Source organism: Lentzea sp. HUAS TT2 (genome assembly GCF_051853195.1).
In the GTDB taxonomy this organism is placed as follows: domain Bacteria; phylum Actinomycetota; class Actinomycetes; order Mycobacteriales; family Pseudonocardiaceae; genus Lentzea.
On sequence record NZ_CP196667.1, the window covers coordinates 3278161 to 3303949 of the forward strand.

General features: G+C 69.4%; 23 protein-coding genes and 1 pseudogene. 13 read left to right on the forward strand and 11 right to left on the reverse strand.

Annotated elements, in window-relative coordinates:
* Window positions 1-26: 26 nt before the first annotated feature.
* Complete coding sequence (locus ACSHWB_RS16515; protein WP_439664611.1) at window positions 27-2573, reverse strand: S8 family serine peptidase; 2547 nt, start codon at window positions 2571-2573, stop codon at window positions 27-29.
* Between the two features lie 382 nt (window positions 2574-2955).
* Here ACSHWB_RS16515 and ACSHWB_RS16520 point away from each other — a divergent pair, with 382 nt between their 5' ends.
* From ACSHWB_RS16520 to ACSHWB_RS16560, 9 genes are read left to right on the forward strand one after another with little or no spacing between them, the layout of a single operon-like run.
* A complete protein-coding gene (locus tag ACSHWB_RS16520) occupies window positions 2956-3810 on the forward strand; it encodes a fumarylacetoacetate hydrolase family protein (RefSeq protein WP_439662905.1) in 855 nt (284 codons plus the stop codon).
* 4 nt (window positions 3811-3814) lie between these two features.
* A complete protein-coding gene (locus tag ACSHWB_RS16525; protein WP_439662906.1) occupies window positions 3815-5125 on the forward strand; it encodes an enolase C-terminal domain-like protein in 1311 nt (436 codons plus the stop codon).
* Window positions 5118-5870: an SDR family NAD(P)-dependent oxidoreductase gene (locus tag ACSHWB_RS16530; RefSeq protein ID WP_439662907.1), complete on the forward strand. Its 753-nt coding sequence runs from the start codon at window positions 5118-5120 to the stop codon at window positions 5868-5870. The genes ACSHWB_RS16525 and ACSHWB_RS16530 overlap by 8 nt, the downstream gene beginning before the upstream one ends.
* A 14-nt stretch (window positions 5871-5884) precedes the next feature.
* Window positions 5885-6919 (forward strand): sugar ABC transporter substrate-binding protein, encoded by a 1035-nt coding sequence (locus tag ACSHWB_RS16535; protein WP_439662908.1) that lies wholly within the window; start codon window positions 5885-5887, stop codon window positions 6917-6919.
* Window positions 6919-8421, forward strand: a complete 1503-nt coding sequence (locus tag ACSHWB_RS16540; protein ID WP_439662909.1) for a sugar ABC transporter ATP-binding protein — start codon at window positions 6919-6921, stop codon at window positions 8419-8421. The genes ACSHWB_RS16535 and ACSHWB_RS16540 overlap by 1 nt, the downstream gene beginning before the upstream one ends.
* Entirely contained in the window at window positions 8418-9431 is a 1014-nt protein-coding gene (locus ACSHWB_RS16545) for an ABC transporter permease (protein WP_439662910.1), read from the forward strand. Before ACSHWB_RS16540 ends, ACSHWB_RS16545 begins: the two co-directional genes overlap by 4 nt.
* A 3-nt stretch (window positions 9432-9434) precedes the next feature.
* Window positions 9435-9746, forward strand: a complete 312-nt coding sequence (locus ACSHWB_RS16550) for an L-rhamnose mutarotase (RefSeq protein WP_439662911.1) — start codon at window positions 9435-9437, stop codon at window positions 9744-9746.
* Complete coding sequence (locus ACSHWB_RS16555) at window positions 9743-10699, forward strand: aldo/keto reductase (RefSeq protein ID WP_439662912.1); 957 nt, start codon at window positions 9743-9745, stop codon at window positions 10697-10699. Before ACSHWB_RS16550 ends, ACSHWB_RS16555 begins: the two co-directional genes overlap by 4 nt.
* Window positions 10696-11526 carry an amidohydrolase family protein gene (locus ACSHWB_RS16560; RefSeq protein ID WP_439662913.1) on the forward strand — a complete coding sequence of 277 codons (831 nt, stop codon included), beginning with the start codon at window positions 10696-10698 and terminating at the stop codon, window positions 11524-11526. The genes ACSHWB_RS16555 and ACSHWB_RS16560 overlap by 4 nt, the downstream gene beginning before the upstream one ends.
* 165 nt (window positions 11527-11691) lie before the next feature.
* On the opposite strand, the gene dapA is transcribed toward ACSHWB_RS16560, so the two are convergent.
* Window positions 11692-12552, reverse strand: a complete 861-nt coding sequence (dapA, locus tag ACSHWB_RS16565; protein WP_439662914.1) for a 4-hydroxy-tetrahydrodipicolinate synthase — start codon at window positions 12550-12552, stop codon at window positions 11692-11694.
* A gap of 71 nt (window positions 12553-12623) precedes the next feature.
* Here dapA and ACSHWB_RS16570 point away from each other — a divergent pair, with 71 nt between their 5' ends.
* Entirely contained in the window at window positions 12624-13502 is an 879-nt protein-coding gene (locus tag ACSHWB_RS16570; protein ID WP_439662915.1) for a LysR family transcriptional regulator, read from the forward strand.
* On the opposite strand, the gene ACSHWB_RS16575 is transcribed toward ACSHWB_RS16570, so the two are convergent.
* Window positions 13488-14162: a FadR/GntR family transcriptional regulator gene (locus tag ACSHWB_RS16575; protein ID WP_439662916.1), complete on the reverse strand. Its 675-nt coding sequence runs from the start codon at window positions 14160-14162 to the stop codon at window positions 13488-13490. The genes ACSHWB_RS16570 and ACSHWB_RS16575 overlap by 15 nt on opposite strands.
* Window positions 14163-14352: 190 nt before the next feature.
* Between ACSHWB_RS16575 and nagA the strand changes: the two genes are divergently transcribed.
* Entirely contained in the window at window positions 14353-15552 is a 1200-nt protein-coding gene (nagA, locus tag ACSHWB_RS16580) for an N-acetylglucosamine-6-phosphate deacetylase (RefSeq protein ID WP_439662917.1), read from the forward strand.
* A 70-nt stretch (window positions 15553-15622) separates the two neighbouring features.
* Here the strand turns inward: nagA and ACSHWB_RS16585 are convergent, their stop codons facing one another.
* The 5 genes from ACSHWB_RS16585 to ACSHWB_RS16605 are packed head-to-tail and all read right to left on the reverse strand — an operon-like array spanning window position 15623 to window position 21186.
* Complete coding sequence (locus ACSHWB_RS16585) at window positions 15623-16666, reverse strand: SIS domain-containing protein (RefSeq protein ID WP_439662918.1); 1044 nt, start codon at window positions 16664-16666, stop codon at window positions 15623-15625.
* Complete coding sequence (locus ACSHWB_RS16590) at window positions 16663-18081, reverse strand: glycoside hydrolase family 3 protein (protein WP_439662919.1); 1419 nt, start codon at window positions 18079-18081, stop codon at window positions 16663-16665. Before ACSHWB_RS16590 ends, ACSHWB_RS16585 begins: the two co-directional genes overlap by 4 nt.
* 3 nt (window positions 18082-18084) lie before the next feature.
* On the reverse strand, window positions 18085-18903 hold the full coding sequence (locus tag ACSHWB_RS16595) for a carbohydrate ABC transporter permease (RefSeq protein ID WP_439662920.1): 819 nt from the start codon (window positions 18901-18903) through the stop codon (window positions 18085-18087).
* A complete protein-coding gene (locus ACSHWB_RS16600) occupies window positions 18903-19901 on the reverse strand; it encodes a carbohydrate ABC transporter permease (protein ID WP_439662921.1) in 999 nt (332 codons plus the stop codon). Before ACSHWB_RS16600 ends, ACSHWB_RS16595 begins: the two co-directional genes overlap by 1 nt.
* A 10-nt stretch (window positions 19902-19911) precedes the next feature.
* Entirely contained in the window at window positions 19912-21186 is a 1275-nt protein-coding gene (locus ACSHWB_RS16605) for an extracellular solute-binding protein (protein ID WP_439662922.1), read from the reverse strand.
* 223 nt (window positions 21187-21409) lie between these two features.
* Between ACSHWB_RS16605 and ACSHWB_RS16610 the strand changes: the two genes are divergently transcribed.
* On the forward strand, window positions 21410-22165 hold the full coding sequence (locus ACSHWB_RS16610; protein WP_030480591.1) for a GntR family transcriptional regulator: 756 nt from the start codon (window positions 21410-21412) through the stop codon (window positions 22163-22165).
* Window positions 22162-23622, forward strand: a complete 1461-nt coding sequence (locus ACSHWB_RS16615) for an MFS transporter (RefSeq protein WP_439662923.1) — start codon at window positions 22162-22164, stop codon at window positions 23620-23622. Before ACSHWB_RS16610 ends, ACSHWB_RS16615 begins: the two co-directional genes overlap by 4 nt.
* On the opposite strand, the gene ACSHWB_RS16620 is transcribed toward ACSHWB_RS16615, so the two are convergent.
* From ACSHWB_RS16620 to ACSHWB_RS16630, 3 genes and pseudogenes are all read right to left on the reverse strand, one after another.
* Window positions 23596-24405 carry a pyridoxal-phosphate dependent enzyme gene (locus ACSHWB_RS16620; protein WP_439664612.1) on the reverse strand — a complete coding sequence of 270 codons (810 nt, stop codon included), beginning with the start codon at window positions 24403-24405 and terminating at the stop codon, window positions 23596-23598. The genes ACSHWB_RS16615 and ACSHWB_RS16620 overlap by 27 nt on opposite strands.
* A gap of 79 nt (window positions 24406-24484) precedes the next feature.
* A pseudogene (locus ACSHWB_RS16625) lies at window positions 24485-24829 on the reverse strand (pyridoxal-phosphate dependent enzyme); the annotation flags it as partial.
* A complete protein-coding gene (locus ACSHWB_RS16630; protein WP_439662924.1) occupies window positions 24826-25755 on the reverse strand; it encodes a threonine ammonia-lyase in 930 nt (309 codons plus the stop codon). The gene ACSHWB_RS16630 and the pseudogene ACSHWB_RS16625, both read right to left, overlap by 4 nt.
* Window positions 25756-25789 lie beyond the last annotated feature (34 nt).

The window sequence follows — 25789 nt, forward strand, 5'->3', positions numbered from 1 at the left end:
TCACCTTAGGCACGCCCAACCGGGTGTCACCTCACGAGAGCACGGTTACCGCTTGCGTTGTGGTGGAAGAACACCAACGATCCGGACGCAACCCGATCACCCGGACGGACCACTGTGGACAGTCCGGGGACGATCAAGCCGTAGTCGAACGTGGCGGCGGGGGCGACGTCGACCAGGTCGTCCGAGTCGGCCGGCGCGGTGTACGGGCTCTGCACGCCCACGGTGTAGGTCACCGGGCCGGACGGCAGAACCGCGCGCGAGACCGGCAGCACCACCACGTCGCTGTCGAACAGGTTCGTGTCGGACGTGCCGTCGAATCCGTTCAACGGCTGCTCGTCCACGACCTCGTCCGAACCCGCGACCTTGGTCTGGGCGAGCCACAGGTCGGCGGTGATGTCGCCGTCGGGGTTGGTCGGCTTCACGGCGGTGGTCACGAAGTTCTTGCCACCCACCGAGAACCTCACCTCCGGCTGGATGTTGCTGCCGATGTTCGCCCAGGTGCTCCAGGTCGCGACGCCGAACGCCAGCAGGTCCGGGGTCGCCGTCGCGCCCACGTAACGCAGGTCGCCGCCCCGCGCGGTGCGGTTGACGGCGCAGTCGTCCTGCACGTCGGGGCCGCAGTCGGGCAGACGGTCGGAGCGCGCGCCGAGCTGCAGCACGGTCATGCGGGACTGGTAGTCGGCCTGGTCGAGGCCGCGGCCGGCGACTCGTCCGCCGGCCACGCTCAGACGGGACACCGGCTTCGGCGCCGCGTAGACGGGCACCCGCAACGAGCGGTCACCCGTGAAGGTGATGAGCCCGGACGCCTCCGCCAGGAACTGACGGCCCTCGTCCAGCGAGACCGTGGGGTCGGGGGTCTTGCGCAACGCGGCGGGGTTCGAGATCCGCAGCTGCACGGGCACCGACGCCGAACCGCCCGGCGGCAACACGACGTACGGCGCGGTGACCTGGAAGGACACGCCCGGAACCGAGGTGATCGGCTCGTAGCCCGCGTGCAGGCGGACCGTGCGGGAGCCCTTGTTGACCAGCTGGATCTTGCGGTTGGTCAGCACCGGGCCGCCCACCTCGACCGTGCCGAACGACGCGTCGCCCAGCGCCAGCACGTCCGACGACAGCGCGGCGAGCCCGTCCACCCGGCCAGCGCCGACCCGCATCGGCGCCTCTCGCACGCCGTCGGCGTTCCGGATCACGCCACCCGCGGTGTTCATCAGCGCGGCCTTGACCTCCGCGACCGTCCATTGAGGATGGACCTCGCGCAGCAGTGCGGCGATCCCGGCGACGTGCGGCGAGGCCATCGACGTGCCGCCCATCGACACGCCGTCCGAGGCCGTGCCGGAAGCGGCGGAGAAGATCGTGTCACCGGGCGCGGCCACGGCGATCGAGGTGCGCGAGCGCGACGACGAGGGCGTGATCGTGTCGGCGATCGACGGCTCGACGGACGGCACCGCGACCTTCAACGCCGAGGTCAGGTGCGCGGTCAGGGTGCCGGCCTCCAGCGCCGGACGCAGCGCGGAGGACGCCGCGGCGGTCAACTGGAACGCGGGGATGTGCGCGTTTCCGGCGATTCCGGCCGCGAACACCGGCAGGGAGGTCGGCAACAGCACGCCGGCCGCCCCGGCCTTCCAGGCGTTGTCGGTGCGGGCGCCCGAACCGCAGGCGCGCGTGGCGTCGTTGTCGTCCCACTCCAGCCAGACGATCTTCCCGGCCAGCGGCTCCGAGATCGGCTGACATCCGTCCGAATTGGACGAGAGTCGTACCACGGGCTTCGTGAGGTCGAAGGACTCCTTGAAGTTCTGGCTGTACTGGCCAGCCCACTGCTTCCCGGCGACCTCCAGGCCGTCCAGCATCGAGAACGAGTCGCGGCTGTTCGCCACGGAGATCGCCTCGGGGGCGTTGCCGGGAGAGCCGGCCACGTCGTAGAAGTCGCCACCGTTGCCGGCTGCCGCGACCACCACCACGCCGTGTTCCACGAGCTTGCGCACGAACAGCGCGTCCGGGTCGTCCGAAGCGCCGAAGTCGCTGCCCAGCGACAGGTTCACCACGTCGAGCCGGTCGGAGAAGTCGCCGTCGCCGTTCGGGTCGAGCGCCCAGTCCAGGGCCTGCGCGGTCAGGTTCGTGCCGCCCTCGCAGCCGAACACCTTCAACGCGTAGAGCGACGCCTTCGGGGCCGTGCCCGGGCCGATCTTCAACGCGTCGAGGTCGACCGACGAGTAGGACCCGCGATAGGTCGTGCCGTCGGCGTTGACCCCGTACCCGGCCGCGGTGCCGGCGACGTGCGTGCCGTGACCCTCGCAGTCCACCGGGTCCGCGTCCGGCTCCGGGATCGACCCGGACTTGCCGGTGTAGGCGTCGCCCGCGAAGTCGTGGCCGCCGACGACCTTGGCGTTCGGGAACGTGCCGCCGCCGAAGTCCGCGTGCCGGTAGTCGATGCCGGTGTCGATCACGCCGATCCGCACGCCGTCGCCGAAGCGCCCGAGCGACTTCCACACGTCGGACGTCCGGGTGAGGCGGACGGCGTGGGCGTTCGAGAGCTTCTTGGGGACCATCCGGTGCACCGCGCGCACCTCGGGCATGCGCGACAAAGCCGACAAGCGTGACTTGTCCGCCGAAAGCACGACGCCGGGCACCGCGTTGGTCGTTCGGGCGACTTCCCGGCCGCCGGACCGGGAGACGACCCGGGAGACGTGCTCCGATGTCCGGTCCCTGGCTGAACGTGCCTGTGTAACGCTGCCAGAGTCGACGGCTGCGGCCGAGGTCAGCTCCACGAAAACGGTTACAGGCTCGGCTGGGGTGGATGGTGCGAGCAGTGCGCCCACCAGGAGCGATGCGGACACCATTTTCATGATCGACTCCTCTTATTCATCGGACGACTTCAGGTTCAGCTCTAGACGGACGAGGCCTTGCGGGGCTATACATCCGATGTATTTCGTAGGGGTGAGCAGAGGAGGAACGGCCGTGCAGTTCTTGCGCCTCGGGCCGGTCGGTGACGAGCGTCCTGCAGTCAGGACCGACGACGGGACCACATACGACCTCCTGCCGATCACTCCGGACATCGACGGTGCGTTCCTCGCGAACGACGGCGTCAACCGCGTGCGGGCCGCACTCGAAGCGGGCGAACTGGGCGCGCTGAGCACCGAGGGCGTCCGGATCGGGGCGCCACTCGCGCATCCGGGCAAGGTCATCTGCATCGGCCTCAACTACCGCGACCATGCGGAGGAGACCGGCGCGGACATCCCCGGTGAGCCGGTGATGTTCCTCAAGACGCCGGACACGATCGTGGGCCCGTACGACGAGGTGCTCGTCCCGCGCCGGTCCGTGAAGACAGACTGGGAGGTCGAGCTCGGCGTCGTCATCGGGCGCACCGCCCGCTACCTCGAGTCCGAAGAGGACGCTCTGGCGTGCATCGGCGCGTACGTGCTCTCGCACGACGTCTCCGAGCGCGAGTTCCAGATCGAGCGCGGCGGGACGTGGGACAAGGGCAAGAACTGCGAGACGTTCAACCCTCTCGGCCCCTTCCTCGTGCCCGCCGACGAGATTGCCGACCCGCAGAGCCTGGAGATGAGGCTCTGGGTGAACGGCGAGATCAAGCAGAACTCGTCCACCAAGAACATGATCTTCCCGGTGGCGGAGATCGTGCGCTACCTCAGCCAGTTCCTTGTCCTTCGTCCGGGTGACGTCATCAACACGGGTACACCCGCTGGTGTCGCGCTCGGCCAGCCGGAGCCGAAGCCGTACCTGCGCGCCGGTGACGTGGTCGAGCTGGAGATCGAAGGCCTCGGCAAGCAGCGGCAGACCCTCGGGCAGGCCTGAGCCCATGCCGAAGATCACCGCACTGGACGTCCTCGACATCCGGTTCCCGACGTCGCGCGAGCTCGACGGCTCCGACGCGATGAACCCGGACCCGGACTACAGCGCCGCGTACGTGGTGCTGCGCACCGACGAGGGACCTGAGGGCCACGGGCTCGCGTTCACCATCGGCCGCGGCAACGACGTGCAGGCCGCCGGCATCAGGGCGCTGGCACCGCACGTCGTCGGCAAGGACGTGCCGGAGAACGCGAAAGCGCTGGCAGAGCTGTACTTCGAACTCATCGGTGACTCGCAGATCCGCTGGCTCGGCCCCGAGAAGGGCGTCGCGCACATGGCGATCGGCGCCGTCGTCAACGCGGCCTGGGACCTCGCCGCCCGCCGTGCCGGGCTGCCGGTCTGGCGGTTCCTCGCGCAGATGACGCCCGAGGAGATCGTCAGCCTCGTCGACTTCCGGTACCTGAGCGACGCGCTGACGCCGGACGAGGCGTTGCAGATCCTGCGCAAGGTCGAGCACGGCAAGGCCGAGCGCGTGGAGACCATCACCCGCGACGGATATCCGGCCTACACGACGTCTCCCGGCTGGCTCGGCTACTCCGACGAGAAGCTCGCCGGCCTCGCCCGCCAGGCCCTCGCCGACGGCTTCGACATGATCAAGCTCAAGGTCGGCGGCAGCCTCGACGACGACGTCCGCAGGATGAAGCTCGCCCGCGAGGTCGTCGGTGACGAGGTCCGGGTCGCGGTCGACGCGAACCAGCGCTGGGACGTCGACACGGCCGTGCGCTGGATGCGCGAGCTCGCGCCGTTCAACCCGTACTGGATCGAGGAGCCCACCTCCCCGGACGACGTGCTGGCGCACCGCGCGATCGCCGACGCGCTGGCCCCGATCAGGATCGCCACCGGTGAGCACGTGCAGAACCGGGTGATCTTCAAGCAGCTGCTCCAGGCCGGTGCGATCGACGTGCTCCAGCTCGACGCGTGCCGGGTCGCGGGTGTGAACGAGAACATCGCGATCCTGTTGCTGGCCAAGAAGTTCGACATCCCGGTGTGCCCGCACGCCGGTGGTGTCGGCCTGTGCGAGCTGGTCAGGCACCTGTCGTTCTTCGACTACGTCGCGATCTCCGGTGAGGTCGGCGAGCGCGTGATCGAGTGGGTCGACCACCTGCACGAGCACTTCCTGGACCCGGCCGTCGTCGAGAACGGCCGTTACCTGGCGCCCTCAGAGCCGGGGTTCTCCGCGCAGCTCAAGGACGAGACGCTCGCCGACTACCTCTACCCGGAGGGTCCTGTGTGGACGGCGCTGGAGGCCGAGAATGACTGACTTCGAAGGACTCGTCGCCGTCGTCACGGGCGGTGCGTCCGGCATCGGGCTCGCGACGGCGGAACTGCTCGCCTCGCGCGGTGCGACCGCGGTCGCGCTGGACCTCAACCCGGACGTGAAGGACCCGCTGGTCGGGATCCGCGCGGACGTGTCGGACGACGAGAGCGTGAAGGCAGCCATCGACGAGGTCGTCGAACGCTTCGGACGGCTCGACGTCGTGGTGAACAACGCGGGCATCGGCGCCCAGGGCGACGTCACGGCCAACTCCGACGACGAGTGGCTCAAAGTGCTCAACGTCAACGTGCTCGGCATGGTCCGCGTCTCGCGGGCCGCGTTGCCGCACCTCAAGAACTCGCCGTCCGCGGCGATCGTGAACACCTGCTCGATCGCTGCCTGGGCCGGGCTCCCGCAGCGTGCTCTCTACTCGGCCAGCAAGGGCGCGGTGCACTCGCTGACGCTCGCGATGGCCGCCGACCACGTGCGCGAAGGCATTCGCGTCAACGCGGTCGCCCCCGGCACGGCGGACACCCCGTGGGTGGGCCGTCTGCTCGACTCGGCGCCGGACCCGGCAGCCGAACGAGCCGCGTTGGAGGCACGCCAGCCGCACGGCCGGCTCGTCTCCGCTGATGAGGTCGCGGGAGCCATCGCCTACCTGGCGAGCCCGCTGTCGGGGTCCACCGCCGGCACGATCCTCGCCGTCGACGGTGGCATGTATGGCCTGCGCTTGCGCCCCAAGCAGTCATGAAAGGCAATTCAACGATGAAGCGTCGCAACCTCACCGCCGCGGTGTGCCTCGCGCTCGCCGGTGCACTGACACTGTCCGCGTGCGGCGGCGGTGCCACCGGCGCCGGTGCCAGTGGTGTCGGCCCGATCGGCGCCGACCACCCGCGGGCCGACACCGACTTCTGGAACTCCTACATCAAGTACTTCCCGGAGAAGGCCAAGGACCTCGGCGTCAACCTGCTGAACCCGACCAACTCCCAGAACAAGGTCGAGAACCTGGTCGCCAACGCCCAGTCGCTGCAGTCGCAGGGCGCCAAGGCGATCATCATGGCACCGCAGGACACCGGCGCGATCGCGTCCACTCTGGACCGGCTGGAGAAGGCCAACATCCCCGTCGTCACGGTCGACACCCGTCCCGACAAGGGCAAGACCTACATGGTCGTCCGTGCGGACAACAAGGCGTACGGCGAGAAGGCCTGCAAGTTCCTCGGTGACAAGCTGGGCGGCAAGGGCAAGGTCGTCGAGTTCCAGGGAGCGCTGGCGTCGGTCAACGGCCGCGACCGCTCCGAGGCGTTCGCCGCCTGCATGAAGAAGGACTACCCCGGCATCACGGTGTTCGAGGAGCCGACCGACTGGGAGGGCCCGAAGGCGTCCGCGGCCCTGCAGACCCGGCTCAACCAGCACCCGGACATCAACGGCATCTACATGCAGGCCGGTGGTGCGTTCCTCACGCCGACGCTGCAGGTGTTGCGGCAGAAGAACCTGATCGTGCCGCCGACCGACCCGAAGCACATCTTCATCGTCTCCAACGACGGCATCCCGCAGGAGCTGGAGGCGATCCGCAAGGGCGAGATCGACGCGACCGTCTCGCAGCCGGCCGACCTCTACGCGCAGTGGGCGCTCTTCTACGCCAAGGCCGCCGTCGAGGGCAAGACGTTCCAGCCCGGCAAGACCGACCACGACTCCACCATCGTGGACACCGGCGGTGGCCGGCTGGAGGACCAGCTGCCCGCGCCGCTGATCACCAAGGAGAACGTCGACGACAAGGCGTTCTGGGGCAATCAGATCTGATGACTGAGTTCGCTTCCGTCGGCGGTGCCGACAATTTGGCAGCAGCCGCGCGTGGCGTGACGAAGAGGTTCGGGCAGACGCTCGCGTTGGACGACGTGGGCATCGAGATCCGGGCCGGTGAGTCGCACGCGCTCGTCGGTCGCAACGGCGCGGGCAAGTCGACGCTGGTCTCGGTCCTCACCGGCATGCAGACGCCGGACGCGGGCGAGGTCACCTTCTTCGGCGAACCCGCGCCGCCCGTCGCGGACAGCGCCGCGTGGCGCCGGCACGTCGCGTGCGTGTACCAGAAGTCGACGGTCGTGCCGGAGCTCTCGGTCGCCGAGAACCTGTTCATCAACCGGCAGGACCTCGGCGGCGGGCTGATCAAGTGGAAGAGGCTGCGTGCCGAGGCCTCCGCGCTGCTGGAGACCTACGACGTCGCGGTGCACCCGGACGCGTTGGTGTCCACGCTGACGGTCGAGCAGCGGCAGCTGGTCGAGATCGCGCGGGCGTTGTCGATCGGTTCGCGGTTCGTGATCCTCGACGAACCGACCGCGCAGCTCGACGGGCCGGCGATCGAGCGGCTTTTCGACCGGATGAGGTCGTTGCAGGACAAGGGGGTGACGTTCCTGTTCATCTCCCACCACCTGCAGGAGGTCTACGAGGTCTGCCAGACGGTGACGGTCTACCGCGACGCGCGGCACATCGTCACCGCTCCGGTGGCCGAGATGTCGAAGCCCGACCTGATCGAGGCGATGACCGGGGAGGTCGGTGGGCTGAACGTGCCCAGCGGCGACGACCGGCCTTCTTCTGACGATCTCGTGCTGTCCGTGTCTTCGTTGAGCGGGGACCACTTCTCGGACATCTCGCTCGCGGCCACCCGTGGCGAAGTCATCGGGCTCGCGGGCAGTGCGTCGTCGGGCAAGCACGAGTTCGCCGAGACCGTCTACGGGCTGCGCAAGCCGTCGTCCGGCTCGATCTCGGTGGACGGGTCCCAGGTGCGCGGCGGCGATGTTCCGGCTGCCTTGAAGGCCGGAATCGGCTGTGTGCCAAGGGATCGGCATCACCAGGGACTCGTGCTGGACCTGTCGATCGCGGAGAACGCGACGATGAGCACGGCGGGTGCGTTCGTGTGGCCGTCGGCTCAGCGGGCCGCCGGTTCTACCGCGATCGCGTCGTACGACGTCAAGGCCGCTGGCCCGGACCAGCCGGTCTCGGACCTGTCCGGCGGCAACCAGCAGAAGGTCGTGATGGCACGGGCTCTGGCGGGCGACCCGTCCGTGCTGGTGCTGATCAACCCGACCGCGGGCGTCGACGTGAAGTCCAAGGAGTCGCTGCTCGGGGTCGTCGACGCGCAGGCGCGCCGGGGCAAGGCCGCGATCGTCGTCTCCGACGAGCTCGACGACCTGCGGGTCTGCGACCGTGTTCTGGTGCTGTTCCACGGCCAGGTCGTGCGGGAGTTCGCACGTGGCTGGCGCGATCAGGAACTCATTGCGGCGATTGAAGGAATGAGCTCAGAATGACCAAGGCCATGACTCCGCCGGTCGCGGCACCCGCGCCTGAGAAGCAGAGGTTCCGGCTGGCGCGGTACCAGGACCTCGCACTGGTCCCGGTGATCATCCTCCTGCTGATCATCGGGGCGATCCTGTCGCCGATCTTCCTCACGCCCAACAACCTGATCGCCGTGCTGACCCAGCAGAGCGAGCTGTCGTTGCTGGTGCTGGGCCAGGCGATGATCCTGATCGTCGGCAAGATGGACCTGTCGCTCGAGTCGACGGTCGGTCTCGCGCCCGCGCTGGCGGTCGCGTTGATCATCCCGTCGTCGGCCGGTGGTCTCGACGTCGGGCTCGCGGCCTGGCTGGCGTTGCCGTTGTGCATCCTGATCGGTGTCGCCATCGGTGGCCTGAACGGGTTCCTGATCCTCAAGGTCGGCCTGTCCGGGTTCATGGTGACCCTGGGCATGCTGACGATGCTGCGCGGTCTGCAGCTCGCGATCACCGAGGGCAAGTCGCTGATCGACGTGCCGGAGTCGTTCCTGTACCTGGGTTCCGCGACCTGGCTCGGGCTGCCGGCGGCGGTGTGGATCTGCATCGTCTGTTACGCGGCGGGCATCTTCGTGCTGAAGTACCTGCGGGCAGGCCGTTCGCTGTACGCGATCGGAGGCAACTCGGAGGCTGCTCGTGCCGCCGGCATCCGGGTCGACCGCGTGGTGTGGACCGTGCTGATCATCGGTTCGGTGCTGGCCGTGATCGCGGGCATCCTGATGACCGGGCGGCTGGGGTCCGTTGCCGCGACGCAGGGCGAGGGCATGATCTTCCAGGTCTTCGCGGCCGCGGTGATCGGTGGCATCTCGTTGAACGGCGGCAAGGGCACGCTGTTCGGTGCGCTGTCCGGCGTGCTGATGCTGGGGCTCGTGGAGCAGATCCTGCGGTTGCAGGGGGTTTCCGGCTTCTACATCAAGGCCTCGTACGGTGCGGTGATCATCCTGGCGCTGATCGTGACGCGGTTCGCCACCGGGCAGAAGCAGGAGTGAGCGTTGGAGACCGTTGCGTTGCACACCCGGCTCCGCGAGGGGCGCGAGGCCGACTACGACCGCATCCACGCGTCCATTCCCCTGGAGCTGGACGGGGCGTTGCGCGAGGCCGGGGTGCACTCGTGGCGGATCTGGCGTTCCGGACGCGAGCTTTTCCACCTCGTCGAGGTCGATGACTACCGTGCGATGAGGGCGTTTCTCGCTGAGCACCCGGCCAACGTGCCGTGGCAGGCTCAGATGGCCGAACTGCTGGAGGTCGAGGACGACTACTCCGGCGCCGAACCCGATGTGCGACTCGTGTGGGAGCTGCCGTGAAGGTTGCTGTTTCTCGTCTGGGCTTCGGCGGCGCGCCGATCGGCAACCTCTACCGGGAGATCCCGGACGAGGAGGCCCTGGGCGCGGTGGAGGCGGCCTGGGCTGCCGGGGTCCGGTACTTCGACACCGCGCCGCACTACGGGCTCGGGTTGTCGGAACGGCGGCTCGGCCTGGGGCTCGCGGGGCGCCCGCGCGACGAGTACGTGATCTCCACGAAGATCGGGCGGGTGCTGGAACCGTTCGACGGGACCGGGCTCGACGACGAGGGTTTCGCGGTGCCGCGGAACTTCCGGCGGGTGCGGGACTACTCGGCTGATGGCGTCAAGCGGTCTCTGGAGTCCTCTTTGGAGCGTCTCGGGACCGACCGGGTGGAGATCGTCTACATCCACGATCCCGATGACCACTGGGATGTGGCTTTCGGCGAGGCCTATCCGGCGTTGGAAGAGCTGCGGTCGCAGGGTGTCGTCGGGGCCATCGGCGTCGGCATGAACCAGTGGGAGATGCCGGAGCGGTTCGTCCGCGAGACCGACATCGACGTGGTGATGCTGGCCGGGCGGTACTCGCTGCTGGAACAGCCCGCGCTGCCGTCGTTCCTGCCGGCCTGCGCCGAGCGCGGTGTCTCGGTGGTGGCGTGCGGGGTGTTCAACTCCGGGCTGCTGTCGAAGCCCGTGGTGGCGGAGGACGCGAAGTACAACTACGAGGACGCGCCTGCCGAACTGGTCACGCGTGCTCGGGCGATCGCGTCCGTCTGCGAGCGGCACGGGGTGACGTTGCCGGAGGTGGCGATCCAGTTCGCCCTCGGGCATCCCGCCGTGGTGTCGGTCGTGATCGGCTCCCGCAACGCCGCGCAGATGACCGCGAACGCCGCCTACTTCTCGGCTTCGATCCCCGCCGGGCTGTGGGAGGAGCTGAAGTCGTCGGGACTGCTGGACGCGGAGGTTCCGACGCCGTGATCGTCGACGCTCACCACCACCTGTGGGACCTCTCGGTGCGGGACCAGGACTGGATCACCGATCCGCCGATGGGCGCGATCCGGCGGTCGTTCCTGGAACCGGACTTCGTCGCCGCCGCCCCTGACGTGTCGGCGTCCGTGCTGGTGCAGACGGTGTGCGTGCCGGAGGAGACGCCGGAGTTCCTGGCCGTGGCGGCGTCTTCGGACGTCGTGGCCGCGGTGGTGGGCTGGACCGACCTGACCTCGGCCGGTGTCGGCGACGCGCTGGCCGAGTTGGCGGACGGGCCCAACGGCGCGTGGCTGCGCGGGATCCGGCACCAGGTGCAGGGCGAGCCGGACCCGGAGTGGTTGTGCCGCAAGGACGTCTGGCACGGACTGGCTCAGGTCGGCGCACACGGCCTGGTCTACGAGCTGCTGACGTTGCCGCACCAGCTGCCGGCCGCCCGCCGGACCGTGGCGGCGTTGCCCCAGGTCGAGTTCGTGGTGGACCACTGCTCCAAGCCTGCGATCGGTTCGGATCCGGGGGAGTGGGCCGAGCTGGTGCGCTCGCTGGCGGCGCACGAGAACGTGACGTGCAAGCTGTCCGGCCTGGTCACCGAGGCCGACTGGAGGTCATGGGGCGTCGCCGACCTGCGGCCGTACTTCGAGGTCGTGCTGGACGCGTTCGGGCCTGAGCGGCTGATGTTCGGCTCGGACTGGCCCGTGTGCCTGCTGGCCGCCACCTACGACGAGTGGCTCGGCGCGGCCAGGGAACTGGTGTCGGAGCTGTCGCCCGGCGAGCAGGCCTCGATCTTCTCGGGCACCGCTCGCCGGGTCTACGCACTCTGAGCCCGAAGCCGAAGCACACAAGCGAATAGCTCCCCTCCTCGCTGCCGGTCGGCACGCGGGGCCCTTTCGTACTGCATGTCAGTACGAAAGGGCCCCGCGTGCCTGAAAGTGGGGCTGGTGGGGGTCCTGTGGGTGAAAGGTGCTACTTCGACACTGGCGCCGCAACTAGACGAACAGGGCCTTCAGCTCGTTGATCAGCTTCGGCGTGGCACCGGCGAGCGGTTCGCGGACCGGGCCCGCCGGGAGTCCGAGCAGGGTGAGCGCGGCCTTGACGGCGACGGCACCGGGCTCGCGGGTCATGATCGCGGTGATCACCGGCAGCAACGCCTGGTGGCGGCGCAGCGCTTCCTTGTTGTCGCCCTCGTCGTAGGCGTCGAGCATCGCCTTGATCTCGTTGCCGACGACGTGGCCGACGGTGCTGACCGTGCCGACGCCGCCGATCGAGTACAGCGGCAGGATCAGCTCGTCGTTGCCGGAGTAGAAGTCGAGGCCGGTCTCGGCGATGACCCTGGCCGTCGCGAGCAGGTCGACCTTGCAGTCCTTCACGCCGACGATCCGCGGGTGCTCGGAGAGCCGCAGCAGCGTCTCGGTCTCGATCGCGGTGCCCGTGCGGCCGGGGATGTCGTAGAGCAGCGCCGGGACGCCGGACGCGTCGGCGACCGCGCGGAAGTGGTTCTCGACGCCTTCCTGCGTGGGCTTGCTGTAGTACGGCGTGACGACGAGCAGGCCGTCCGCGCCGTTCTCCTCGGCACTGCGGGAGAGCTCGATGGTGTGGCGCGTGGAGTTGGTGCCGACGCCCGCGAGGATCTGCGTCCGGTCGCCGACGGCCTCCTTCACGGCCCTGATGATCTGCGCCTTCTCGGCGTCGGTGGTCGTGGGCGCCTCGCCGGTCGTGCCGTTGACGACCAGCCCGTCCGCGCCGCCCTTGTCGACGAGGTGCGCCGCCAGCTCCTGCGCACCCTTGAGGTCCAGGTCACCGTCGGGGGTGAACGGGGTGACCATCGCTACCAGCACTCGTCCGAACATGACTCCAGCGTGGCTCTAGTCTTCGCAAAGTTCCAGTTAGAAGTTCTGCTCGGAACGTTAAGCTGAGCTTTGTGTTGGATGTTCGCCGTCTTCGGCTGCTGCACGCTCTGTCCGTCCACGGCACCGTCACGGCCGCCGCGGAGTCCCTGCACGTGACCTCTCCTGCCGTGTCCCAGCAGCTGGCGGCGCTGGAACGCGAGGCCGGTGTCGCGCTGGTCGAACGGGAGGGCCGGCGGCTGGTGCTGACCCGCGCCGGGCACGTGCTGGCGGCCCACACGCAGCTCGTCCTGGACCAGCTGGCGGCGGCCGAGGCGGACCTGGCCTCGTTGCGGACGTCGGTCTCCGGGCTGGTGCGCGTCGGGGCGTTCGTGTCCGTCGCCGCCCTGCTGCCGCGCGTCATCCAGGTGCTGCGGTCGGCGCACGGGACCGACGTGGAGCTCTTCGTGCACGAGATGGAACCCGAGGCCTCGCTGCCCGCGTTGCGGCGCGGGGACATCGACATCGCGGTGATCCACTCGTACAACATCATGCCGCGCTCGCTGCCCGAGTCGTGCGAGTCCTTCGAGCTGTTCGTCGAGCCCGTGAACGTCGCGCTGCCGCTGAGCGACCCGTTGGTGCAGCAGGACTCGGTGGACCTCGCCGTGCTGGCCGACCGGCCGTGGATCATGCCGCGCACCGACGCGTCGTGCCACGAGCTGACCCAGCGCGCCTGTGGCGCCGCCGGGTTCGTGCCGCGGGCGCAGGCCTACTGCGACGACTTCGGGGTGATGTGCGGGCTGGTCGAGGCCGGTCTGGGGGTGGCGCTCGTGCCGTCCGTCGCCCGGCGGCCCGGGGTGGCGTTGCGGCCGTTGAAGCAGGAGGTGTTCCGGACCGTGTCCGCCGTGGTGCGCAACCGCGCCGATGGGCAGCCCGCAGTGCGTGCGGTGCTGGAGCAGCTACGCCAGGTCTGACAGCCACTGCTCGACGCCGGCCACGTGCACCGTGGACCAGCTGCGCGCAAGCTCGGGCTGATGTGCCGCCAGCGCGTCGACGATGGCGCGGTGCTCGGCGACCGTGCGGTCGACGGCGTTCGACTGGGTGATGCCGCGCCAGATGCGGACGCGGACCGTCGGACCGGCCAGTGTGTCGAGGAGCTGGGCCAGGTAGGCGTTGCCGGAGCACTGGGCGATGGCACGGTGGAAGTCGAGGTCGTGCTCGACCAGTTCCTCCACGGACTTGGCGCCCTCGGCGGCGTCGCAGAGGGCGCGGAGCTTGACGATCTCCTCCTGGTCGACGCGCTGGGCGGCCATCGCGGCCGCCGCAGGCTCGAGGATGCGCCGGACCTGGAGGACTTCCAGGACCGAGTCCTCGCCGCGGTGCAGGTCGAGGACGAAGGAGAGCGCCCCGAGGAGGTCGTCGGCGCGCAGCGACGAGACGTACGTGCCGTCGCCCTGACGGACGTCCAACACCCGGACGAGTGACAGCGCCTTGACCGCCTCGCGCAGCGAGTTGCGCGACAGACCAAGACGTTCTGCCAGGTCAGCCTCACGCGGGAGCCGATCGCCAGGCTTGAGCTCTCCCGAAACGATCATCTCCTTGACGCGCAGGATCGCATCGTCGGTGACTGCCACGGCACCCTCAACTCGTCGTAGACCTCGGATGTCTGGGGACCAGTATGCGCCACGGATGGTCATCTTCGTGGCACCCCGGCGAGATCGACAGTGATTCACCTATTGTTTTGTGGGACGGTTATCTCTTAACGACAGGGTGACGCGGACCGCAGTTGTGGCCATAATGGTCTGGACCATTCAAGGAGGGATCTTGGACGCCGTTGTCGCAGCACCGCGCGCATTGCTCGGTCGCACGATCGTCGGTCCTGCCTCGGTGCGGATCAGGGACGGCCGCATCGTCGAGGTGACCACCGGTGAAGCACCACCCGGCGCGGAGGTCCTGTCCGACGGCCTGCTGACACCGGGCCTGGTCGACGTGCAGGTGAACGGCGCCGTCGGCGTCGACTTCGCCGAGGTGGACGCCGCCGGAATGCGTTCCGTGGCCGAAGCACTGCCGTCCACCGGTGTGACCCGGTTCCTGCCCACGTTGATCACCGCACCGGTCGACGTGGTGTTGAGGCAGGCCCGGGCCGTGCTCGCCGCTTCGGCGGCCTTGCCGGACGGAGTTGGTGCCCGCCCCCTCGGCGTGCACCTCGAAGGCCCCTTCCTGTCGCCCAAACGGGCAGGGGTGCACGACCCGTCGTTCATGGTCGAGCCTGGGCCCGCCCAGATCTCGGCGCTGCTGGACGACGAACTGATCCGCCGCGCGTTGCGGATGGTGACCATGGCACCGGAGCAGCCCGGCGGTCTCGAGGCTGTCCGCCGGCTCGTCGAGGCAGGAGTGCTCGTCGCCGTCGGGCACTCCGACGCCACCGGTGAGCAGACCAGGGCCGCCGCCGACGCGGGTGCCCGCATGGTGACGCACCTGTTCAACGCCCAGCGTCCGCTCGGCCACCGCGAACCCGGTGTGCCCGGTGTCGCCCTGGTCGACGAACGCTTCACCCTCGGGCTCATCGCGGACCTCGCCCACGTGGGTCCCGACGTGTGCCGGCTCGTGTTCAACGCCGCCGGGGCACGAGTCGCGCTGGTCACGGACGCCGTGGCCGCCGCGGGGATGCCGCCCGGCCGCTACCACCTCGGTGGTGCGGACGTGCTGCTCACCGAGGACGGCGTGCCGCGTTCGCCGGAGGGCACGATCGCGGGCTCGGCGCTCACGCTGGACCGCGCCGTCCGCAACATCGTCTCCGTGGGAGTGCCGGTCGCCGACGCTCTCGCCTCGGCGACGATCGTGCCGGCCGAGGTGATCGGCGAGTCCGGTCTCGGCAGGCTCGCACCGGGTGCCGTCGCGGACCTGGTGTGGTGGGACGACGAGCTCAGGCCGAAGAAGGTCTGGGTCGACGGCCAGGTCGTGTTCGACGCCGCGATGCCCGTGGCGCCGGTCGTGGCCGGGTACGCCACCGCGGGCCAGTAGTCACGCATCAAAAGCACGCGGGGCCCTTTCGTACTGACATGCAGTACGAAAGGGCCCCGCGTGCGTTCGGCTAGAGGGTGCGCGTGACCTTGTTCAGGCCGCGCGGGCTGTCCGGGTCGCCGCCGCGGGCGAGCGCGAGGCCGTGGGCCAGGCGCTGCACGGGGAGGATCTCCAGGACGGGGGCCACTTCCTCGGCCGTCTCGGGGATCGCGATCGACAGCGTCGCCCCGACCTTCTCCGAGGCGGAGCCGACGGCCACGACGTCCGCGCCGCGCTGGTGCACCACGTCGAGTGCGTCGCGCAGCGAGTCACCGCCCTTGCCCAGCGAGGTGATGGCCAGCACCGCGGTTTCGCCGTCGACGGCCGCGACAGGGCCGTGCAGCAGGTCGGCGCCGCTGTACGCGCGGGCCGCCAGGTACGACGTCTCCGCAAGCTTCAGCGAGGCCTCCAGCGCCGTCGCGTAGGAGTAGCCGCGGCCCGTGGTGAGGACCCGGTCCACGAACCGGTAGCGGCGCACGGCCTCGTCGACCGTCGGGGTCGACTGGTCCAGCGTCACCTGGGCGAGTTCGCCCAGCGACGCCGCGGCCTCGCCGTTGCCGCCGCGGATCGCGTCGATCAGCAGGTACAGCGCCAGCAGTGTGGCCGAGTAGGTCTTGGTGGCCGCCACCGCGTGCTCCACGCCCGCGGACACGTCCACCGAGAGTTCGGCGGCCGCGTTCAGGGGCGAGGAGGCGGTGTTGGTCACGGCCACGGTCAGCGCGCCGCGCCTGCGGTAGGAGGCGGTGACCTCCAGCAGGTCGGGCGAGCCGCCGGACTGCGAGACCGTGACCAGCAGGACGTCGCGCAGGTCCGGCTCGGCGCCGTACAGCGTCGTGGTCGAGGCGGAGACCAGGCCCGCGGGGAGCTCGAGCAGGATCTCGGTCAGGTACTTCGCGTAGATCGCGGCGTGGTCGCTGGAACCGCGCGCGGCGAACAGCACGAACCGCGGGGCGCGCTCGCGGATCACGGCCGCCACCTCGGCGATCGTCGAACGCGACGCGTAGAGGGACGAGAAGATCGACGGTTGCTCGGCGATCTCCGCTGCCATGTGCTGGCCTGGCTGGGGCGTGGTCATGTCGTGCCTTTCAGGATCAGCTCGGCCGCGGCTCGGAGGCTCACCCGAGAACCGCCGTGGGTGTCGATGCGGGCGACGCTGCCCAGGTCTGGACCAGGCACGCCGGTTTCGACGTGCACGACGTCCCTGCCCAGATTAGTTAAGTTTGTTACCAGTTGTCGAGCGCTCGTGTGCCGGTGGGCGTCTCGGGTCACGACGACAATCGTCCGGTCACCTGCGGCTTTCGCAACTTCGTCCGCCGAGATGTCCCGCGCGGCGATCACTTCCGTGCCCGGGAGGACCTCGCGGAGGTAGGGGCCGAGGCCCCACGGCACGTCGCCCACCGCGATGGACGGGTCGACCACCAGGTCCACGACCACCGGGTCGGATCCGACACTAACCCGGCCCCGCGCCGAAACAGCGCGTCGAGCGGCTGTGAGACCGATCTCGGCGTCGTGGGCGTCGATGGTCGACGGCGGCAGGCCGAGTGCCAGCGAGCGGGCGGCGGCCTGGGCCAGGCGTTCCTCCGCCAGGTCGCCGTTCTTGACCGCAGCGACGATCGAGTCGATCAGCCACTGCAGGTCGTCGTCGTCCAGGGCCATGCCACCCAGGCACAACGAGTCCACGCCGGCCGCGAGGGCACGGACGGCACCCACGGCGAGGTCGCCGCCGACGGCCTTCATGTCCAGGCCGTCGGTGATCACCGCGCCGGTGAATCCGAGCTCGGTGCGCAGCAGGTCGATGGCGTGCTTGTTCAGCGTCACCGGCGCCGGACCCCACTCGGGGATCACGAGGTGGCCGGTCATGATCGAGCGGACGCCCGCGTTGACGGCCGCCTGGAACGGGACCAGCTCGACGGCGCGCAGCTGCTCCTCGGTGCGCGGAAGCACCGGGAGCTGCTCGTGGGAGTCCTCAGTGGACGCTCCGTGGCCGGGGAAGTGCTTGGCGCAGGCGGCGACGCCCACGGTCTGCAGACCCTCGACCCACGCGGCGACGTGCCGCGCGGCGAGCACAGGGTCCGAACCGAACGCGCGGACGCCGATGATCGGGTCGTCCAGCGTCAGCACCAGGTCCGCGGACGGCGCGAGGTTCAGCGAGATCCCGCACTTCGCCAGCCGCGCGCCGATGGACGCGGCCACCGAGCGCGTGAGGTCGACGTCGTCCACCGCACCGAGTGCGTGGTTGCCCGGCACCTCGGAGCCGCGACCCGCGTCGAGACGCGTGACGTCGCCGCCCTCCTCGTCGATGCCGATCACCACGTCCGGGCGCACCGAACGCAGTTCGCCGCAGAGCTCGGTCACCTGGGCGTCGTCGACGACGTTGCGCCCGAAGAGCACAACGCCGCCGAGGCCGTCAGCGACCCGCCGCAGCAACCAGTCGGGGGCGGTCGTTCCGTGGAAACCGGGAAGCAGAACGGCAGCGGCCAACTGATCCACGCGTCATCCCTTCACAGCACCGGCGGTGACGCCGGCGACCATCTTGCGTTGCACGATCAGGAAGAACACCAGCGCCGGCACGGTGAACAGGACGGACGCGGCCATCGCGCCACCCCAGTCGGTGCCGAACGCGGTCTGGAAACCGGACAGCCACACGGGCAGCGTCTCGCTGTCCTGGCTGCGGATCAGCACCTTGGCGAACAGGAACTCGTTCCACGCGGTGATGAACGCGAACACCGACGTGGCCACCAGACCCGGCCCCAGCAAGGGCAAAGTCACCTTCTGGAACGCACCCCAGCGGCCGCAGCCGTCGACCATCGCGGCCTCTTCGAGCTCCGCGGGGATGCCGTTGACGAACCCGCGCAACGTCCACGCGCAGAACGGCAGCGTCACCGCGAAGTACACGAGGATCAGCGACGAGAGGTGCTCGTAGAGCCCGAGGTCCCGCATCATCAGGAACATCGGGATCAGCAACGCCTCGAACGGCGCCATCTGCGCGACCAGCATCAGCAGCACGAAGCTCTTGCGGCCGCGGAAGGCGAAGCGCGACATGGCGACCGCGGCGGTGATGCCGATGACGATCGCGGCGACGACCGCCGTCAGCGTCACCAGGAGGCTGTTGCCGAGCGAGGACAGGAAGCCGGGCTTGGTCCACGCCGTGATGAAGTTCGAGAACGTCACCGAGAACGGGATCAGGTCGTAGTCCGACGTGATCGTCGTGCCCTTCGGCTTCATCGCCGACGTGACCATCCAGTACGTCGGGAAGATGAAGAACAGCGCGAGCGCCAGACCGGTGAGGTTGGCAGCGGACTTCTTGAGCATCAGATCTTGCCCTCCTCCGTCTGCAGCAGCTTGCGCAGGTACTGGAACGTGATCAGGCCGAGGATGACCATCATCAGCACGGAGATCGCGGCCGCGACGCCGAAGTGGCTCTTCGCGATGCCCTCCAGGTACTGCAGGACGGGCAGCGTCGTGCTCTCACCGCTGGGACCGCCCTCGCGGAACACCCAGATCTGGGCGAAGACCTTGAAGTCCCACAACGTCGACAGGAACGTCACCATCATCAGCAGCGACTTGATCTCCGGCCACGTCACCGCGCGGAACGTCTGCCAGCCCGTGGCGCCGTCGATGCCCGCGGCCTCGTAGAGGTCACGGGGAATGCCGACGAGCCCCGCGTAGAGCGAGAAGGCGAGGAAGGGGATCGCCTGCCAGATGATCAGCAGGCCGACGACGGACAGCGTCGACGTGCCGGAGGAGAACCAGGAGTAGCCGGTGAACGAGTCGAAACCCAGCTGCACCAGCGTTTTGTTCAAGATGCCGTAGTTCTGGTCGAACATCCACTGGTACACCGTGGTGGACGCGAGGATCGGCATGGCCCAGGCGCAGAGCATCGCGATCTGCAGGGCGATCCGCACCCACGGCGTCAGCACGCGCATCAGCAGCGCGATCCCGAGGCCCATGCCCACCGAGGCGCCGACGACGGCGATGGTGAACACGACGGTCCGCAGCGAGACGTCCCAGAACCGTTCGTCCTGGAGGACCGTCACGTAGTTGTCGATGCCCGTCCACACGATCTCGCCGCGGACCAGCTCGCCGAGGTTCAGCTGGCGGAAGCTCGTCACGAAGACGGAGACGACCGGCCAGCCGATCAGCCAGAGGATCGCGATGAGAGCGGGAGCGAGCAGCAGGTAGGGCAGCGCCCGGTCGAAGGCACTGCCCCGGCGGCGGCGCCTGGGCGCCCCACCCGTCGCGGCAGGCGGCAGCGCCGGAGGGATGTCCCCTGCCGGCGCTGCCGTTTCGGTCGTTTTGACGGCCGTCATCTCAGCTTGGCTAGGCCATGGCCTTGGTGATGGCGTCGCTCGCGTCCTTCGTCGCCTGGTCCAGCGTCTTCGCGCCGGTCAGGTACGCGGTGAGCGCGTCCTTGAGCGGGTTCTGGCCCGCCTCGACGGCCGCCCACTTCGGCGTCACCGGGGTGACCTTGCCGTTGGGGGACGAGTCCGCCATGGCCTTGCCGATCGCGTTGCTGGCGAGCTTCGAGGTGTCCTTCGAGGTACCGGGGACAGCGCCGCCCGCGGCGAGCTGGTCCTGGTAGTTCTTGGAGGACAGCAGAGCCAGGTACTTCTTCGCGGCCGCGGCGTTCTTGCTGGACGCCGGGATCGCGAGGTTCGAGCCGCCGAGGAACACCGGGGCAGCCGCACCGGCCTTCTTGGACGGGATCGGGAACGCCGAGGTCTTGTCCGCCAGGTCCGGCTTCGCCTTCACGGCGCCGCCGAGCTCCCACGGGAGGCCGACCATCATGCCCACGTTGCCCGTGCCGAAGACCTCCATCTGCTGGGGCTTCGCCTCGTCGATGTCAGCCGGGACCTTCTTGGTGGCCGACGCGTCGTAGAGGGCCTTGTACGCCTCGAAACCGGCCTTGGCCTGCGGCGTGTCCAGCGTGCCCGTCCACTTGCCGTTGTCGAGCTTGGCGATGTCGCCGCCCTCGTCCCAGATCAGCGACAGGAGGAAGTACCAGGACTGACCCGGCAGGTACAGCGCCTGGAAGTCCGGGTTGGACGCGTTGGCGGCCTTGAGCTTGTTGATCGCGTCGATCCACTCGGCACGCGAGGTCGGCGGCTTCGCGACGCCCGCGGCCTGCAGCAGGTCGGTGCGGTAGATCACGGTGCGGTTCGCGGCGTAGAACGGAACGCCGTACTGCTTGCCGTTGAGCGTCAGGGAGTCCTTCAGACCGCCCAGCCACTCACCGCCGTTGAACTGACCGGCGTCCGCGGTCACGTCGGCCAGCGTGCCCTGGTCGGCGAAGCTCGCCGTCTGGGTGTTGCCGAGCTCGATGACGTCCGGCGGCGTGCTGCTGGCCAGCGCCGTGGTCAGCTTCTCCTGAATGCCGGTCCACTTCTGGACCTCGTACTTGACCTTGATCCCGTTCGCCGACTCGAACTCCTTGTTCAAGGCGTCGGTCAGGGTCGTCGGCGCGGAGCCGTCCATGAGCCACACGGTGATCTCTTTGGTCTCCGTGGTGCTACCGCTGTTCGTGCTCGTGCCACAGCCTGACACGGCCACTGCCAGTGCGGCGGCACCGACAGCGAGTCCTCTCCAGCCCTTCACAGTTCGCGCCCTTTCACCAAGCCCGGCACTCGGCCGGAACGTCCAAGTGGTGTAGACCAATGCGGAACAGCGTGTGCTGCGTCACCGCGTCTGTCAAGCGCGTTGCCAAGACGTTGCGAAGTCATCGGACGAATTTCGGGGCGGATGTCGGGGGTTCGGACGCACGAATCGACAAGGACAAGGCATCCTTGTGATGCGTGACATGGAGTGCGAGGAGGAGGCCATGCTGGAGACGACGCCTGCATCAGGCGTGGACGCCAGGACGCGTGCGCAACGCGAACCGAAGTACTGGGGTCTCAAGCGGCACCTGCTCGACCTGTTGAGGGCACTGCCGCCTGGTTCGCCGATCCCCACGGAACGGTCGCTGGCAGCGGAGTTCGACGTCTCCAGGACGACCGTTCGCCAGGCGCTCGCCGAGCTGACGGTGGAAGGCCGCCTGCTCCGTGTGCAGGGCAAGGGCACCTTTGCGGCGGAACCCAAAGTCGCCCAGAGGTTGCAGCTGTCTTCGTACACAGAGGACATGCGGGCCCAGGGACGCGTGCCGTCGTCGAAGCTGATCGAGGCTTCGGAGATGCCGGCGGAGGCTGAGCTCGCCCGCTATCTGGGCGTGCGTCCCGGTGCCAAGGTCCTGCGTCTGCACCGCCTGCGGCTCGCCGACAACGAGCCGATGGCGATCGAGACGACCCACCTCGCGCTGGGCCGCTTCCGCGGGCTGCGCCGGTACCTGGCGCCTGGAGCGTCGCTGTACCAGGTGCTGTCCGAGCGGTTCGGTGTCGAGATGGGACACGCGGAGGAGACGATCGAGACCGCGCTCGCCTCGCCGGAGGAGGCGGAGCTGCTCGGCGCCGACATCGGTCTGCCGATGCTGCTGCTGTCGCGGCACTCGTTCGACACCGAGGGCAATCCGATCGAGTGGGTCCGGTCGGTCTACCGCGGTGACCGCTACAAGTTCGTCGCCACCCTGAACAGGCCGTCTTGATCGCCTGGGGCACGCCACGCGCCCGCTGGGTGCTGACGACGACGATCCTCGGCTCGGGCATGGCGATGCTCGACGGGACCATCGTCAACGTGGCGTTGCCCCGGATCGGCGCGGAGTTCAGCGCGTCGGTCACGGACCTGCAGTGGATCCTGAACGGGTACCTGCTCGCGCTGGCCTCGCTGATCCTGATCGCCGGCTCGCTCGGCGACAGGTTCGGGCGGCGCCGGGTCTACGTGATCGGCGTGATCTGGTTCGGCGTCGCGTCGCTGCTGTGCGGTGCTGCGTGGAGCGTTCCGGTGCTGGTCGCGGCACGTGTGCTGCAGGGTGTGGGCGCGGCGTTGCTGACGCCGGGAGCGCTCGCGATCCTGCAGTCGTCGTTCAACCGGGAGGACCGCTCCCGCGCGATCGGCGCGTGGTCAGGGCTCTCCGGTGTGGCGACCGCCGTCGGGCCGCTCGTCGGCGGGTTGCTGGTGCAGGCCTGGTCGTGGAGGCTCGCGTTCCTGGTGAACCTGCCGGTGGCCGCGCTCTGCGTGTTCCTCGCGCTGCGGTTCGTGCCGGAGTCGCGCGACGAGTCGGCAGGGCACCCGAACTACCTGTCCGCGCTGGTCGGAGCCGTCGGACTGGCGTTGCTGACGGGCGGGCTCGTCGAGCAGTCGTACGTGCTGGCGGCCGCCGGTGTGGCCGCGATGATCGCGTTCGGGCTCGTCCAGAAGCGGTCGGCCGACCCGTTGGTGCCGCCGGAGCTGTTCCGCAACCGGACGTTCCTGGTGTCCAACGTGCTGACGTTCCTGGTCTACGCGGCGCTCGGCGGCGTGATGGTGCTGCTCGTGCTGCAGCTGCAGATCTCGCTCGGATACTCGCCGACGGCCTCGGGCCTGGCCAGCGTGCCGCTCACGATCATCATGCTGCTGGCGTCCTCGACGTCCGGCAGGCTCGCCCAGCGCTACGGGCCCCGGTTGCAGCTGATCATCGGCCCGGTCCTGGTCGGCCTGGGCATGTTGCTGCTGCGCAACGCCGTGCCCGGCGCCTCGTACGTGACCGGCGTGCTGCCGGGCGTGGTGCTGTTCGGCGTCGGTCTCGCGATCGTGGTCGCCCCGGTGACGGCGACCGTGCTGGCCTCGGCGCCCGACCACCACGCGGGTGTCGCGTCCGGCGTGAACAACGCCGTGGCCCGCACCGGCAGCCTGCTCGCGATGGCCGTGCTGCCCGCCGCGGTCGGCCTGATGGGCGAGGACTACACGAACCCGTCGGTCATGACCTCGGGGTTCCAGATGGCGCTGGTGCTGTGCGCGGCGGCGGCGATCATCGGCGGGCTGCTGGCGATCGGGGTCGACAACGGGGTGCTGTCCGCGGCCCCGGACCAGCAGGAGGCCCCGCATCCCGGCGAGTGCCTGCACTGCGGGGTCGAGGGGCCGCCGACGCACATCCGGTCAGGTGGCGAGAAGGCGCACCAGTAGCGCCGGGTCCACGTTGCCGCCGGACACGATGGCGACACCGCCTCCGAGCTTGGCCTGAGCCGCCACCGCGACGGCACCGCTCGGCTCGGCGACCAGCCGCGCCCGGCGGGCCAGGCCGGCCACCGCTTTCAGGATCTCGTCCTCTGACACCGTGATCACGTCGTCCACGTACTTGCTGATGTGAGCCCACGTGAGTGCCGAAGGTTCGTCCCTCAACGCGTCAGCGGCCGTCTGAGCCCGTTTCAGGGGGTCCCAGCGCACCAGTTCGCCCGCTTTGAGCGATTCCGCGATGTCGGCGGCCAGTTCGGGCTCCGCGCCGATCACGCGGACGTCGGGGCGCAGCGACTTGATCGCCGTGGCCACGCCGGAGATCAGCCCGCCGCCGGACATCGGCACCACGACGGCCTCGACGTCCGGCAGGTCCTCGAGGATCTCCAGGCCGATCGTGCCCTGCCCGGCGATCACGTCGGGATGGTCGAACGGCGGGATCAGCGCCGCGCCGCGTTCGGCGACCAGGGCGTTCGCGCGCTCGACGCGTTCGGTGATGCCGACGATGAAGACCTCGGCCCCCAGCGCCTTCAACGCGTCAGCGGCCGTCTGAGCCCTCGAGTTCGCCCGCTTTGATTCCGCGATGTCGGCGGCCAGTTCGGGCTCCGCGCCGATCACGCGGACGTCGGGGCGCGGCTTGATCGCCGTGGCCACGCCGGAGATCAGCCCGCCGCCGGACATCGGCACCACGACGGCCTCGACGTCCGGCAGGTCCTCGAGGATCTCCAGGCCGATCGTGCCCTGCCCGGCGCACGCCGAACGGCGGGATCAGCGCCGCGCCGCGTTCGGCGACCAGGGCGTTCGCGCGCTCGACGCGTTCGGTGATGCCGACGATGAAGACCTCGGCCCCCAGCGCCTTCGTGGCCTCGATCTTGACCGCCGGGGTGTTGTCCGGCATCACGATCGCGGCCGGTACGCCGTGCAGCCGTGCCGCGAACGCCACGGCCTGCGCGTGGTTGCCGCTGGAGTAGGCGACCACGCCGTTGGCGCGGTTCTCCAGGCGTGCCAACGCGTTCAGCGCGCCGCGGAGCTTGAACGCGCCGATCGGCTGCAGGTTCTCCGGCTTGATCCATCCAGGACCGAACGGCAGCAGCGGCGTGCGCACCACGTGCGGGGCGATCACCGACGCTGCCGAACGGATGTCTGGGAGCGCGATCATCCGAGGATCGACGCGAGCAGGGCAGGCTCGATGTTGCCGCCGGAGACGATCGCGACGGCCGGTCCGGCCGGCAGATCGCGGTTCAGGTGCGCGGCGACGGCCACGGCACCGCTCGTCTCGGACACGACCCGCGTGCGGCGGGCGATCTGCCGCACCGCGTCCCGGATCTCGTCCTCGGAGACGGTCACGACGTCGTCCACGTACTCGCGGATGTGCGCCCACGTCAGTTCGGAGGGCTCGGCGCGCAGGCCGTCCGCGAGGGTGCGGGCGCGGTCGTGCGCGTCCCAGTGGACCAGCTCGCCGGCGGCGAACGACGCGGCGGTGTCACCGGCCAGTTCCGGCTCTACGCCGATCACGCGAACGTTGGGACGCAACGACTTCACCGCCGCCGCGACACCGGAGATCAGTCCGCCGCCGCTCACCGGCACCAGGACCGTTGCCACGTCGGGAAGATCCGCGCAGATCTCCAGGCCGATGGTGCCCTGGCCGGCGATCACGTCGGCGTGGTCGAACGGCGGGATCAGCGTCGCCTTCCGCTCCTCCACGAGCTCGTAGGCGCGCGACTCGCGTTCGGTGATGCCGACGACGAAGACCTCGGCGCCGTGCGCCCGCGTCGCGTCGATCTTGAGCTGTGGCGTGTTGTTCGGCACGACGATCGCGGCCGGCATGCCGAGGATCTTGGCGGCGTAGGCGACCGCCTGCGCGTGGTTACCGCTCGAGTACGCCACGACACCGCGCTCCCTGTCCTCGGAAGGTATGCGGGACAACGCGTTCACCGCGCCGCGCTGCTTGAACGCACCGATCGGCTGCAGCGACTCCGGCTTGATCCACAGGCGGGAGTCGAAGGGCAGCAACGGGGTGTGGACGACATGCGGGGCGATCGCGGCGGCGGCCGCGTGGACGTCTTCGAGAGTCACCAGGCGCATGTGTCGATGATGCACGTCACCGGGGCACAACCGG